The sequence below is a fragment of the Streptomyces niveiscabiei genome, from assembly GCF_033794345.1.
Lineage (GTDB): Bacteria > Actinomycetota > Actinomycetes > Streptomycetales > Streptomycetaceae > Streptomyces > Streptomyces niveiscabiei.
The window spans coordinates 1-12,495 of record NZ_JARAYJ010000022.1; the positions used below are offsets into that span (position 1 = coordinate 1).

The window sequence follows — 12,495 nt, forward strand, 5'->3', positions numbered from 1 at the left end:
AGCACCAGCTCGGCCTTCGGCCGTCCCGTCCTCGCCATCCGGCCATCATGCCGAACCAGCACTGACTTACGCAGCGAATTCCCGACTCAGGACACTAGCCGGCGGTGGCCTTGAGCAGGACGCGCACGTCGTGGCCCTTGTGCCAGCCCGTGTCGATCAGCGGGCTGTGCTTGCTCTCGTCGCCCCAGCCGTAGTAGCGCTCCCAGCTCTGGCGCCACGAGCCGTTCACGTTGGAACCCGTCGCCGTGTACGCCTGGGCGATCTTGCCGTCGTGCTTGTTGTCCCACAGGTACAGCTGCGCCTTCGTCTGCGTGTTGGAGCCGCTGTAACGGTCGCACTCGCGGTACTTGAGCCCCACGGCGTTGTGCGACACCTGGATGCTCCGCCACTCGGTGCAGGCCCCCTCGGCGGAGGCCGACGGTGCGAGCGCGAGCCCGAGGCCACCGACACTCAGGAGGGCTGCCAGGCCTGCCGTGGTGAGCCGCGTACGTGTGTTCATGATCCGGGTGTTCCCTTCGGTGTGCGTCGAGGGGGCGGCGCGAGGTCGATCGCTCCGCCCGGCGTGCACCACCGAGATTGCTGGCCGTCCCGGACCCGGTCCAGCGAACTCCGTCCACCTGGGACGCCATGGGACGTCCAGGGCTTTGAGCTGCGGGAACATCCGGCAGAACGAGGCACGGCTGGGACGTCCTCGCGGGCCCCCGCCGGGTCAGTACATGTCCTCGACCTTGAGGTCGGGCCCGACGACGAGGTTCACCACCCCGGCCGACGCCTCAGCGGACGCCGTCGCCGTCACCTTCCCGCCGAGCCGCGTGGCGACGGCGCGCGCGCCGGTGTCGTCCGCGCCCTGGGCGTACTGGACGGCCGACGTGGTGACGTTCGAGGGCGCGTTGCCGGTGGAGACGACCGTGAAACCGTTCGCCCGGAGCTTCTCCGCGACGGCGGCGGCCCGCCCGGACACGCCGGTGCCGTTGAGGACGCGGACCTTCACCGACGACGCGTACACGAGGTTCTTCGTCTTCGCGGCCAGCGCGTCCTTCGTCGTCTCCTGGTCCTTGGCCAGCGCGGTGAACAGGTCGGCGGCCTGCGGGTATTGCCAGGCCACGTTGGCCTTGTCGGTCGGAACGTCCGCCTCGCGCGGGTAGTTGGGGACCGTGAGGAAGGCGAGCCGGTCGCTGGGGATGCCCTTCAGCTCGGACGCGAGCGAGTACAGCTGCTTGATGCCGGCCATCCCCGGGTCCGCGGTCAGGGATTTCGTCGCCGAGTTGAGGAAGCCGTACATCGAATCCGGGCTCGTCAGCTTGGACTTGGCCTTCTTCGCGAGCGCGTCCATGAACTCCTGCTGGCGGCCGATGCGTCCGATGTCGGAGTTGTTGCCGATGCCGTAGCGCGCGCGGACGTAGCCGAGGGACGTCTCGCCGTCGATGGTCTGGCAGCCCGCCGGAAGCTTCAACCTGGCCTTGGGGGAGTCGATCGCGGTCTTCGGGCACACCTCGATGCCGTCCAGCGCGTCGACCATGCCCTTGAAGCCGGAGAAGTCGATGGACATGAAGTGGTCGATGCGCAGACCGGTGTTCTCCTCGACGGTCTTTATCGAGCAGGCCGCCGCACTCGCGACCTCACCGCTCGTGCCGCCGAGCGCGAACGCCTCGTTGATCTTGAAGTGGTGTTCCTTCGACTTCGTCCCATCTCCCTTGTCGCAGACGGGAATCCGCACCCACGAGTCGCGCGGGAACGACAGGACCGACGCCCACTTGCGGTCGGCGGGGATGTGCAGGACGAGCAGCGTGTCCGACTGCATCGTCGTCAGGTCCTTGCCGTACCCGGCGTTGGCGCCGTCGCGGCTGTCCGAACCGACGATCATGATGTTCTTCGAACCCGGGCTGAGGTTCTCGGGCCGGTCGCCGCCGAGCTTGTCGTCGACGTCCGCGGAGGTGATGTTGCCGTTCAACTGCTGGTAGATCCAGGTCCCCGCCCCCGCGACCCCCAGCACGCCGACGCACAGGACACCGGCGCTCCAGGCCAGCACCCGCCCGCGCCGGGTCAGGCGGACATCCGCCTTGCGCTTTCCCACGCCGTTCCTCCGCTCCCCCATGCTCGTATCGAGGCTCCGCCTCCACCTGGCACGGACACCCCACACACAACAGACGACCCAGCCATCAGGTTCCGTTGCCCATCGGATGACCAATTCTTTTCCAGTACGTCCGAAACGGCCCGTCCCGTTCATCTCACCGGACTCTTACGATGATCGACTGTCGGCCAACAGTGATCAACAGGGGGACCAGATGAACTCAGAACGTTTCAGACGATTCGGTACGTACGGCGCCGTCGCCGCGTCGCTCGTGCTCGCCGCGTCGGCGGTCGCACCGGCTCAAGCGGACGAGCAGACCGACCAGTTGTGGATCAACGCGCCGACGGACCGGCCGGTGACCGTCGCACCCGCCTCGGGAGAGGCGCAGACCCAGACGATCCCGGTGGGGCTGTACCACGACAACGACAACTTCACCGTGAGCGACGGCAAGTTGACCGTGGACGTCTCCGGACTCGCCGGTGTGGCCGAGGTGTTGTGGCCGTCGAACTGCGTGCCGAGCGGCACGACCGCGGTGTGCGACGCGGGGGACGTACCGATCCTGCGCGCCGGATTCGTACCCCAAGTGACCTTGCGCGTGAGGGCGTTGGCGGGCACCGCGGCCGGTGCCGCCGGGCGGATCACGTACGCCGCCGAGGCGACCGGAGGGCCCGACGGGAAGCTCGTCGCGCCCCTCGACTCCTTCGAGACGAACGTCACCGTCGGCACCGGGCCCGACCTGGTCGCCTCAAACCCCGTCGAACTGGACGGAGTTCAGCCCGGGACGACGCTCGACGTGCCGTTCACCGTCACCAACAACGGCGACCAGGCCGCCGACGGGTTCACCGTCCAGATGTGGACGTCGTACGGGCTCGACCTCGCGACGGCCTACCCGCAGTGCGCCTCCGAGGACATCGACGGCTTCCTCGTCCACTACACCTGCGCGTTCGACACCGTCGTACGGCCCGGGGAGACCGTCGGGCTGCCGCAGCCGCTGAAGGCCACGGTCGCGGCGCACGCCCTGAAGGAGCGGTTCGACTTCTCGGTGGACACGACGGGCGGCCAGACCGATCTCCAGCCCGCCGACAACGGCACGTCGTGGCGGGTCGACGCGGTCAACACGGCCGACTTCTCGGTGTCCGGCAGCTACCCGGGCGGTTCCGTCGGCGAGACGGTCGCGCTGACCGCCGGGCTCACCGACAACGGTCCGGCCTGGGTCGCGAACATCTCCTCCGGCGACCCGGTCGCCGTCCTCGACGTCACGCTGCCCGCCGGGACCAGCGCGGTGAGCGTGCCCGACAACTGCCGTCCCCGAGGCGCCGGTTACGCCTGCGAGCTGGGGATGCTCATCAAGCCGGGGCAGAGCGCCGGGTTCCCGTTCACGGTCCGCGTCGACAGTGTCGTACCAGACGCGAAGGGGAAGGTGTCGGCGCGGCCGTCCTTCGGTACCGGGTTCTCGTTCGACCCCGACTCCTCGAACAACTCGGCCGAGTTCTAAGGCAGTTGGGGCTATAAAAACAGTTAGGGCACCCTGGGGGGTTCAGGGTGCCCCAACCGGTCTGCTGTTACGGCGCGTTGATCAGGTCGACCGGCGGGACGCTGACCGTGCGGGCGCCCTCCTTGCCGCCGAGCGTCACCTTGCGCAGCGAGACGTTGTTCTTGAGGTTCGTCTCCTGGAGGCGGTGGGCCGGGTTCGCCATGACCTCGATGTAGTACGTGCCGTTCGGCAGGCCCGTGATATCGAAGGACTGGCCCGGACGGTACTGGGTGTACGTGTCACCGGAGCCGACGTCCAGCACCTCGCGCACGGAGATGGAGTTGCGCTGTCCACAGGCCGTGGACAAGTCCGTGTTGTACGGGTGCCAGTTGGCGTTCTTCACCGTGTAGTCGATGGCGTCCGTGTTGGCGAGGCAGAACGCCTCCTTGCCGCTGCGGACCTCCTTCGTGCGGTCCTCGCTCAGCAGCCGGTAGCTTGCGAAGTCCGTGAAGTGCCAGTGCTCGTGGCCGATGCGCGGGTCCCACTCCATCGTGCCGGCCGGGGTGTAGCCGACCTGCTTGCCGTTCGCGTCGTAGAAGTACTGGTAGGAGTCCATGAGTTCGGCGCCCGGCTTGCGGAAGCCGTCCACGACGAGCGGGGCCGGACCGGCGTTCCACACGTTCGCGCTGAACGCGAGGTAGTCCTTGCCGGGTACGTCGCCGTCCTCGCCGTCCGTGATGGAGATGTCCCACGCCGGGAGTGAACGCAGGTCAGGCTTGGGGACGTTGGCGGCGACGCCCGCCTTGCCGGTCGGCTTGGCCGCGTTCGCCTTCAGCGCGGGGGCGATGCGGGAGCCGTCCGTGTGGCCCTTGCCGTCGCCCAAGTGGTGGGCCTGGCCCCGGGCTTCGAGCGCGTGGGACAGCGCGGGCGGGGTCGGGGCGTCGGCGCCGCGCGGGCCGTAGTGGTGGTTCGCGCCCTGTGTCGTACCGGTCGCCGTGTGGCCGGTGTGCTGGGAGCGCAGGCCCTCGCCGCCGCCCTCGTCCTTGATCTCACGGACCGTCACCTTCACGGTCGCCGTGTCGTTGGGGATGCCGAACAGGTCGCGGTACTTCTTCGCGACGGTCGCCTTCGCCGTGTACTCGCCCGCCGGAAGGTCGACCGGCCGGTCGTAGTCCACGGCCGAGGTGTTGGCCGCCCAGCCCTTCTCGACGCCCCAAATGGAGCCCAGGGTAAAGGGGTTGCCGGGGCAGCTCTGCGGGTAGTGCGAGGTCGCCGGGGCGTCCGGGCGGAGCCGTCCCGACGCGTTGTTCGGGCAGAACGTCCCCTTGCTGCTGGTGACTTCCTTGCCCGCGGCGTCCTTCACGGACACCTCGATGAAGCCCGGCAGGCCCGTGAAGTCCTTGACGAGGCCCGCCGGAAGCGTCTTCGTCGTCACCTTCTTGCCGTCCCGCAGCACCTGCTGCGCGACGATCTGGTCCTTGTACGACTTGCGGGTCACCTTGAACTCGAGGGGCGCGTTGTCGACGGTGAGGTACGTCCCGAGGTCGAGGTAGACCCCCCGTTCCCCCTCGTACTTGTCGAGCACGACGGACGTCGACGCGGCGACGAGCTTGAGCTGAGGCCGGCCCGGCTTCGCGGCGGGCGCGGCCCCTGCCCCCGGCGCGGTGGCTGCCACCCCGGCCACCACGGCGAGCGCGGCCCCCGCGGCCAACGCCGCGCGCTTCTTCACTTGCTTGCGATCTTGTTGACTGGTCATCGGTTCCTCGTCTGTTCCTAGCCTGCGAGCGCCTGGTCATGGACGCCCGGACCGAACAGCCCCCATCCCGAACCCCACCCCAACTGCCACTGCGACGCGTCCCCACGCGCCCCTGGGATCGGCCCCGGTCTGTGAGCACCCTGTGAGACAGGGTTTTCCCGACCCCGGTTGCCTCGCCCCCCAAGAAGGTCAAAAACTCAACTGGGCGATCACCAAAGGAGGTTGTCCGAACAGTCAAGGTTCATCCGCAACACGGGAACGATCACCACCCCACCCGCCACTCCTCCCGATACCCGGGATGCTGGTGATACGCCTGCGCCAGCACCCGCAGCGCGAACCCCACCCCCGCCCGCCGTACATCCCCCGTACTCATCCCCTCATACTCCAGAGCCAGCGCGTCGCCCCCGAAGCGCTGGGCGACATAGGCGTAGGCGTGGTTGTCCTCTGCATTGCGCGCACGAAGAAACGCGACGATCTCATCCACCGCCCGATCCTCTCCCGGCCCCGCCGCCGCTACGCTCGGCACCCCGTCGCCACCCACTCCGAAGGGCCGCCGCGCATGGGCCGGACCGAGTACTACAACGACCCCACCGCACCCGAGGCCAACACCCTCATCCCCGCCAGTAACTTCCTCGTCGCCGACGACACCGGCGCGATTCTCCTTCAGCGCCGCCGGGACACCGGCCAATGGGCGCTCCCCGGCGGCGCCCAGGACATCGGCGAGACGGCGGCCGAGTGCGCCGTACGGGAATGCCTGGAGGAGACCGGCATCGTCGCCGAGATCACCGGTTTCCTCGGCGTCTACACCAACCCCCGCCACATCGTCGCGTACACCGACGGGGAGATCCGCCAGCAGTACGAGACCACGTACATCGGCCGCCCTGTCGGAGGCGAACCCACGGTCAACGACGAGGCCGACGGCGTGAGTTTCGTCCTGCCGGTCGACCTCGACGCGTACGACATCCACCCCAGCATGCGGCAGCAGATCGGGGACTATCTCGCGGGTACGTACCCCTACCTTGGCTGAGCCCTGGGATTCACCGCCCCGCGAGCGTCAGGCGGTCGTCCTGAACGAGGCGCTGTCGAAGGGGGCGCCTTCGTACGTGTACGGATAGTCGACCCCCTCCGCCGCGAGCGCGGCAGCGCGTCGGCGTTCCCACTGGAGCCGCAGCTCCCACGCGGACTCGGCATGGGCGTGGCGTTCCGCCTGGAGGCGGAAGATCTCCGCGGCGTCTTCCTTGGAGGGGGAGGTCCAGGGGCGGGACCAGGGGCTTACGGGTACTACGGGCTCGGGCGCCGGTACGGGGGTCGTACACGGCTTGCGGCGCTTGCCCCGACCGGGGAGGGCGAGGGCGAGCAGGGTACGCAGGTATGCCGAAATGGCATGCGCGATAGAGTGGCGCATGGCGACAGGTTCTCCTAAGCCTTTGTCGTCACGGCCTCGTCAGCAGAGTGCTCTAACACTCTGAGTCCTGACGGGGCCACTTTTTGTTGTTGTGATCGGCACCGTAGCACCGTGATCGAATCCGTGGTGCGCGGATTCTGTGAAGGTGTTCAGCCGGTCGAACGCCGGGGGTGTTCTCATGTCCGCATGGACATGGCTGGAAAGGTAGACCGCGGGGACTACGGCATCGGCGTAACTCCCTGGGACGACGAGGTGTGGCGTGCCGAGGTCGTGGAGTGGGTGCGGGGGGTACTGGGGAGGGACACGGCCGTAGGAGACGTACGGCTGCGCCCCTGGTCCGTGCTCGTGCGGTTCGGGGACCTGTGGTTCAAGGCGAACCCCGGAGGGAGCCGGTTCGAGGCGGGGTTGGGGGAGGGGCTGGCGCGGTGGGTGCCGGGGCGGGTGCTGGAGCCGGTCGCGGTGCGGGCGGAGCAGGGGTGGGCGCTGTGGCCCGACGGGGGAGTGGTGATGCGGGAAGGGGCGGATGTGGGGCTGGCCGCGTGGGAGGAGATGGTTCGCCAATATGCCGTCCTGCAACGGGAGTTGACCCGGCATGTCCCGGAGATCGAGAAGCTGGGTGTACCTTCTGCCCGCCCCGGGGACATCCCGGCGCTCTTCGAGAGGCTGGTCGAGGAGAACACCGCCCTGGACCACGCCGGACGCCGCGAACTCCTCGCCCTGCGCCCCCGGTTGAACGACTGGTGCGAGGAACTGGCCGCCACCGGCATCCCCACCACCCTCGACCACTCCGACCTCCAGGACTCCCAGGTCCTCGCCCACCCCCCGTACCGCCACTTCACCTACTTCGACTGGGGCGACGCCACCCTCGCCCACCCCTTCACCAGCCTCCTGGTCCCCACCCGAGTGGCCACCCGCCGCTACGGCCCCACAGCCGCACCCCGCCTCCGCGCCGCCTACCTCGAACCCTGGACCGGCACCGGCCTCACCACTCCCGAACTCCACCGGGCCGTCGCCCTCGCCCGCCGGCTGGGCGCCGTAGGGAGAGCCGCCGCCTGGGGGCGGGTGTTTGCCACAGGGAACGGCGTGCCTCAGCAGAACGCGGAAGCATCGGCCGCCTGGCTGCGCGAACCGTTCACGGAGCAAGCCGAACCGCTCTAGGCGCCACGCGCTCGCCGGGACCCGGAACGGGGCCGAGCACCAGGCATCACCGGGCGCCAGCGCCCCGACCACGCGAACGGGCCCCGGCCGCATGCAGCAGCCAGGGCCCCTCCGATCACCTACCTACATCCGAGCGAACCTCAGACGTTCACCCCGAAGTCCTGCGCGATGCCCGCGAGGCCCGACGCGTAGCCCTGGCCGACCGCGCGGAACTTCCACTCCGCGCCGTTGCGGTAGAGCTCGCCGAAGACCATGGCGGTCTCGGTGGCCGCGTCCTCGGAGAGGTCGTAGCGGGCGATCTCCGCGCCGCCGGCCTGGTTGAGGATGCGGATGTACGCGTTGCGGACCTGGCCGAAGTTCTGCGAGCGGTTCTCGGCGTCGTAGATCGAGACCGGGAAGACGATCTTGTCGACGTCGGCCGGGAGGCCCGCGAGGTTGACGTTGATCTGCTCGTCGTCGCCCTCGCCCTCGCCCGTGCGGTTGTCGCCGGTGTGGACGATCGTGCTGTCCGGGGTCTGCTTGTTGTTGAAGAAGACGAAGTGGGCGTCGGAGTACACCTTGCCCGCCGGGTTGACCGCGATCGCGGAGGCGTCGAGGTCGAAGTCCGTGCCGGTGGTCGTACGGACGTCCCAGCCCAGGCCCACGGTGACGGCGGTCAGGCCCGGAGCCTCCTTGGTGAGCGAGACGTTGCCACCCTTGGACAGGCTTACAGCCATGGTTGGGAGTCCTTCCCTTGTTGTCGTACGTCGGTGCCGCATCCGGCTTGCTGTACGGCGTGAACCTACAGCTACCACGAAGAACGCCCCAGGGCGCCGCAAAGGTTCCCGGCCCCTTTACTTTCTTTACCCTCCCCCTGGAGGACACCTTCCGGACACCCGTCACGGGCGGCGACACGCGCCCGCGCGCGAGAACCCCCGTAATTCACGTGACTCCCGCCCGCGCCGCCCCCACCATGGAACGCATGTCCGGTCCACACATCGTCCGCGGCTCCGTCTCCCTCCCGGAGGCCGAGCTGATCTGGCGTTTCTCGCGGTCGTCGGGACCGGGCGGCCAGCACGTCAACACGAGCGACACGCAAGTGGAACTCCGCTTCGACCTGGCCCGTACGGAATCCCTCCCGCCCGTCTGGAAAGAACGCGCGCTGGAGCGCCTCGCCGCCCGCCTGGTCGACGGCGTCATCGTCGTACGCGCCTCCGAGCACCGTTCGCAGTGGCGCAATCGCGAAGCGGCGGCCGTCCGCCTCGCGTCGCTCCTCGCGGAGGCCACCGCGCCGCCGCCGAAGCCCCGCCGCCCGACCCGCATCCCCCGTGGCATCAACGAACGCCGCCTGAGGGAGAAGAAGGCCCGCGCGGAAACGAAGAAGGGCCGCTCGGGCCGGGACTGGTGAGGCACGGGTACGGGGTACCGGAGGGGTACGGGTACGGGGTACCTGAGCGTTACGCCGCTCCCCCCTACCTCGGTAGTCCCCTACCCCGGTAGTCCCCCGAAAGTCCCCCTCACCCCAGCTCCAGCACCCCCACCACCTCTTCCTCCCCGGCATCCCCCACCGTCTCCCCGTTCTTCCGGAACCCCAGCCCCAGATAGAACTCCTCGGGACCGTGCTCCCCGGCATGCCAGGTGACGTACATCTCCCGTACCCCCCGCCCCCGCAACTCCTCCGCGACGGCCTGGACGGCGTACCTCCCGTACCCCTTGCCCTGCTCCCCGGCGGCGATGTTGAGCCGCCACAGCCCGGACCGCCGCAGGGACCCCCCGTCCTCGTGCCAGTCGACGTCGAGGAACGCCATCAGGAAACCGACGGCCCGCTCCCCGTCGACGATGAGCCGGGGCCAGGCCACCCCGGGATGCACATACGCCTCCGCCAGCGACTTCACGACCGGCGCGACGGCGAACTCCTGCTCCGGCCGGACGGCGACGCCGATCGCCTTCTCGAAATTGGCCGGCGTGATCTCTTCAAGTCGGGGTACGGGCATGGCGGCACCCTAGGCAGACCCGTCGAACGAACGCGACGAGTTTTCCGCACGCCGCCGACCCCCTACCCCAGGTGTCGGTACCTACCCCGGAAGTACAACAACGGCCCGCCCTCCGCACTCGGCACGGAAGCCGAAAGGACTCGTCCGATCGCCAACGTATGGTCCCCGGCGACCACCCGCTCCTCGGTCCGGCACTCCAGATTCGCGAGCGCCCCGCTCACCATCGGCGCGCCGGTGAGCGTACCCCGCAGGTATGGGATGTCCTCGAAGAGGAGCCGGTCACTGAGCCGTCCCTTCATCGCGAAGCGCCCGGCGATGTGCCGCTGGCTCTCGGACAGGACGGAGACCGCCCACAGGGGCTGTTCGTCGAGGAGGTCGTCCATGCGGGACCCGGTACGGAGGCTGATCATGACGAGGGGCGGGTCGAGGGAGACGGACATGAACGCGGTCGCGGTCATGCCGACGTCCTCGGCGGGCGGCGCGGCCGGATCGCCGGCGTCCAGGGACGGCTCCTGCGCGGTGACCAGCACCACACCACCGGCCAGCCGGGCCATCGCGGCCCGGAACTCGTCGTTGCTCACCCCCTCAGCATGCCCGGTGAGGGTGGGTACGGGGGGCGGAGAAATGTTCGGCACGTTCCAGGACGCTAGTGTCCGCCGGCCCCGGACACATCGGGCTGCGGCCCGAGAGCGGTCGTACGACCGGGTCCTACGACCGACCGAAACCCGACGGTCCCGGTGGAACCATCGACGTACAGTAAGCGTTCTCTGAACACTCGGTAACACGTCCCGGTCACTCTGAAAATTGCAGAAACGCCGACCAATTGTTCATGTTTTGCTGTGACTTGAGTCACAAGAGATAAGAATTGTTGACCCTGTGTACCGAGTTGGCGGCGCGCTGTGATTCAGTGGCGGTGAAAAGGTACGCCGATGAACAACCCTTGATTCGCTGCGAAGTCTCGGGGGGAGGGCGAGCATGGAGACCGAGTCGGAACCTTATGTCCGCCTCGCGTCCCTGCGGCAACTGCACCAGGCGATGGCCGACATGAACACGGCCCGCAGCCTGGCGGACACCTTGCAGACGGTCGCGGACGGAGTCGTGAACGCCCTCGGCTACGAGCTGGCGTGCGTCAACCTCGTACGGAACGACGGCCATCTCGTCGTCGCCGCCTTCGCCGGGAACCCGGCCGCGGAGGCGCTCATCACCGGCCGCGTGGGCTCGCGCGAGTCCTGGGACCGCCGGCTCGCCATGGGCGAGAGGTGGGGGGACCTGGTCTTCATCCCGCACACGGAGGGATGGGTACTGGATGACGACGACGTACCCCAGTGGTACACCGACGGCCCCCCGCCCCGCTTCGAGGACGAGTGGCACCCCTCGGACCGCCTGTTCGCCCCCATGTACACCCCACCCTCCCAGGGGGGTACGTGCGGCGAGCTGATCGGAGTCCTCTCGGTGGACCGCCCGCGCAACGGCCGGCTGCCGGGCGCCTGGGGCCGCGAGGCACTCCAGATGTACGCCTTCCAGGCGGCCATAGCGATCAGCAACGCCCGCCTGAGGTCCAACATCCAGCGTGCCCTGGTCCGCCTGGAGCGCGAGCAGCAGGCGCTGCGGTCCAGCGAGGAATCGTTCCGCGCGGCCTTCGAGTACGCCCCCTCCGGCATGGCGATCGCCGAAATGGGCGGCGAGCAGCACGGCCGCATCCTGCGGACCAACGACGCCCTGTGCCGCCTCCTGGGCCGCCCCGCCTCCGCGATGCGCCGGTACGCCTTCTCCGACCTCGTCCACCCGGAGGACATCGGCACGCTCCTGCGTACCTCCGCGGAGGGAGGCCGCGCGGAGCTGCGACTGGGCCGCCGCGACGGTACGTACATATGGGTGTCACTCCGTAACTCCGTGGTGGCAGACGCCGCCGACGGACCGCGCTTCCTCCTCACCCACATCGAGGACATAGAGGACCGCAAGCGCCGCGAGCTCCAGCTCGCCCACCGCGCCTCCCACGACTCCCTGACGGGCCTGCCGAACTCCGCCGAGCTGCGCGCCCGCCTCTCCGCCCGGATCTGCACCCGCCCGCAGTCCACCCACCCCGCCGCGCTCGACGCCATGGACCGCACGTACGGCCCCGGCGCGCACGACGCCAACGGCCACGGCTTCGACTACCACCCCACCCCCACCCCTGGGTATGACGGGTACGACCACGTCCACGTCGTCGCCCCCGACGAGAGCGCCCGCGACGACGGCACGAAGGGGCTCGCCGTCCTCTTCTGCGACCTCGACGGCTTCAAGTCGATCAACGACCGCTTCGGGCACAACGCGGGCGACGCCGTCCTCATCGAGGTCGCCCGGCGCCTCGGCCGCGCGGTCCGCGACGGCGACACGGTCGCGCGGCTCGGCGGCGACGAGTTCGTGATCCTCGCCGACGGCCTCGGCCGCGCCGACGCCACCGACCTCGCCGTACGCCTCAGGAACGAGATCATCCAGCCGATCCGCGCCGAGGGGCGGGCCGTGCGGGTGGGGGCCAGCTTCGGGATCGGGTGGGCACAGTGCGGTATGACGGCCGACGAGGTCCTGAAGTCCGCTGACGAGCGGATGTACGTCGAGAAACGATCTCGTCCCAAACAGCATCGCCGGGCCGGATAAACCGCAGGTCAGAGGGTTTGA

At 69.1% G+C, this 12,495-nt stretch carries 13 protein-coding genes; 5 read left to right on the plus strand and 8 right to left on the minus strand.

The genetic code is table 11. The annotated features are described in order from the left end of the window. Positions 1-94: 94 nt before the first annotated feature. Entirely contained in the window at positions 95-499 is a 405-nt protein-coding gene (locus PV682_RS26845; protein WP_319734229.1) for a hypothetical protein, read from the minus strand. Between the two features lie 210 nt (positions 500-709). Beyond that, positions 710-2,095 (minus strand): LCP family protein, encoded by a 1,386-nt coding sequence (locus PV682_RS26850; protein ID WP_456154977.1) that lies wholly within the window; start codon positions 2,093-2,095, stop codon positions 710-712. A gap of 190 nt (positions 2,096-2,285) precedes the next feature. Here PV682_RS26850 and PV682_RS26855 point away from each other — a divergent pair, with 190 nt between their 5' ends. Next, a complete protein-coding gene (locus PV682_RS26855; RefSeq protein WP_319734233.1) occupies positions 2,286-3,566 on the plus strand; it encodes a COG1361 family protein in 1,281 nt (426 codons plus the stop codon). Between the two features lie 67 nt (positions 3,567-3,633). Here PV682_RS26855 and PV682_RS26860 read toward each other — a convergent pair whose 3' ends face one another. After that, complete coding sequence (locus PV682_RS26860; RefSeq protein ID WP_319734235.1) at positions 3,634-5,301, minus strand: lysyl oxidase family protein; 1,668 nt, start codon at positions 5,299-5,301, stop codon at positions 3,634-3,636. 262 nt (positions 5,302-5,563) lie between these two features. Then, complete coding sequence (locus tag PV682_RS26865; protein ID WP_319734237.1) at positions 5,564-5,785, minus strand: DUF6221 family protein; 222 nt, start codon at positions 5,783-5,785, stop codon at positions 5,564-5,566. A 75-nt stretch (positions 5,786-5,860) separates the two neighbouring features. Here PV682_RS26865 and PV682_RS26870 point away from each other — a divergent pair, with 75 nt between their 5' ends. Next, positions 5,861-6,328, plus strand: coding sequence for an NUDIX hydrolase (locus PV682_RS26870; protein ID WP_319734239.1), 468 nt, complete (start codon positions 5,861-5,863; stop codon positions 6,326-6,328). A 27-nt stretch (positions 6,329-6,355) separates the two neighbouring features. Here PV682_RS26870 and PV682_RS26875 read toward each other — a convergent pair whose 3' ends face one another. Then, positions 6,356-6,706 (minus strand): hypothetical protein, encoded by a 351-nt coding sequence (locus PV682_RS26875; protein ID WP_319734241.1) that lies wholly within the window; start codon positions 6,704-6,706, stop codon positions 6,356-6,358. 186 nt (positions 6,707-6,892) lie between these two features. On the opposite strand from PV682_RS26875, the gene PV682_RS26880 reads away from it, so the two are divergent. Beyond that, positions 6,893-7,864 carry an aminoglycoside phosphotransferase family protein gene (locus PV682_RS26880; protein WP_319734242.1) on the plus strand — a complete coding sequence of 324 codons (972 nt, stop codon included), beginning with the start codon at positions 6,893-6,895 and terminating at the stop codon, positions 7,862-7,864. Between the two features lie 140 nt (positions 7,865-8,004). Here the strand turns inward: PV682_RS26880 and PV682_RS26885 are convergent, their stop codons facing one another. Further along, positions 8,005-8,580: a TerD family protein gene (locus tag PV682_RS26885; protein ID WP_109363815.1), complete on the minus strand. Its 576-nt coding sequence runs from the start codon at positions 8,578-8,580 to the stop codon at positions 8,005-8,007. A gap of 245 nt (positions 8,581-8,825) precedes the next feature. Between PV682_RS26885 and arfB the strand changes: the two genes are divergently transcribed. Further along, positions 8,826-9,251 (plus strand): alternative ribosome rescue aminoacyl-tRNA hydrolase ArfB, encoded by a 426-nt coding sequence (gene arfB / locus PV682_RS26890; RefSeq protein ID WP_109363814.1) that lies wholly within the window; start codon positions 8,826-8,828, stop codon positions 9,249-9,251. Between the two features lie 109 nt (positions 9,252-9,360). Here the strand turns inward: arfB and PV682_RS26895 are convergent, their stop codons facing one another. Beyond that, positions 9,361-9,837 carry a GNAT family N-acetyltransferase gene (locus PV682_RS26895; protein ID WP_319734247.1) on the minus strand — a complete coding sequence of 159 codons (477 nt, stop codon included), beginning with the start codon at positions 9,835-9,837 and terminating at the stop codon, positions 9,361-9,363. A gap of 62 nt (positions 9,838-9,899) precedes the next feature. Beyond that, positions 9,900-10,391, minus strand: coding sequence for a flavin reductase family protein (locus PV682_RS26900; RefSeq protein ID WP_319734490.1), 492 nt, complete (start codon positions 10,389-10,391; stop codon positions 9,900-9,902). A gap of 421 nt (positions 10,392-10,812) precedes the next feature. Here PV682_RS26900 and cdgB point away from each other — a divergent pair, with 421 nt between their 5' ends. Continuing rightward, on the plus strand, positions 10,813-12,474 hold the full coding sequence (gene cdgB, locus PV682_RS26905; RefSeq protein ID WP_319734249.1) for a diguanylate cyclase CdgB: 1,662 nt from the start codon (positions 10,813-10,815) through the stop codon (positions 12,472-12,474). Positions 12,475-12,495: the final 21 nt, after the last annotated feature.

Bases quoted from the DNA above. Each gene is read 5' to 3' on its own strand.
- PV682_RS26845 (WP_319734229.1), bottom strand. From the start codon at position 499: ATGAACACACGTACGCGGCTCACCACGGCAGGCCTGGCAGCCCTCCTG.
- PV682_RS26850 (WP_456154977.1), bottom strand. From the start codon at position 2,095: ATGGGGGAGCGGAGGAACGGCGTGGGAAAGCGCAAGGCGGATGTCCGC.
- PV682_RS26855 (WP_319734233.1), top strand. From the start codon at position 2,286: ATGAACTCAGAACGTTTCAGACGATTCGGTACGTACGGCGCCGTCGCC.
- PV682_RS26860 (WP_319734235.1), bottom strand. From the start codon at position 5,301: ATGACCAGTCAACAAGATCGCAAGCAAGTGAAGAAGCGCGCGGCGTTG.
- PV682_RS26870 (WP_319734239.1), top strand. From the start codon at position 5,861: ATGGGCCGGACCGAGTACTACAACGACCCCACCGCACCCGAGGCCAAC.
- PV682_RS26875 (WP_319734241.1), bottom strand. From the start codon at position 6,706: ATGCGCCACTCTATCGCGCATGCCATTTCGGCATACCTGCGTACCCTG.
- PV682_RS26880 (WP_319734242.1), top strand. From the start codon at position 6,893: ATGGACATGGCTGGAAAGGTAGACCGCGGGGACTACGGCATCGGCGTA.
- PV682_RS26885 (WP_109363815.1), bottom strand. From the start codon at position 8,580: ATGGCTGTAAGCCTGTCCAAGGGTGGCAACGTCTCGCTCACCAAGGAG.
- arfB (WP_109363814.1), top strand. From the start codon at position 8,826: ATGTCCGGTCCACACATCGTCCGCGGCTCCGTCTCCCTCCCGGAGGCC.
- PV682_RS26895 (WP_319734247.1), bottom strand. From the start codon at position 9,837: ATGCCCGTACCCCGACTTGAAGAGATCACGCCGGCCAATTTCGAGAAG.
- PV682_RS26900 (WP_319734490.1), bottom strand. From the start codon at position 10,391: ATGGCCCGGCTGGCCGGTGGTGTGGTGCTGGTCACCGCGCAGGAGCCG.
- cdgB (WP_319734249.1), top strand. From the start codon at position 10,813: ATGGAGACCGAGTCGGAACCTTATGTCCGCCTCGCGTCCCTGCGGCAA.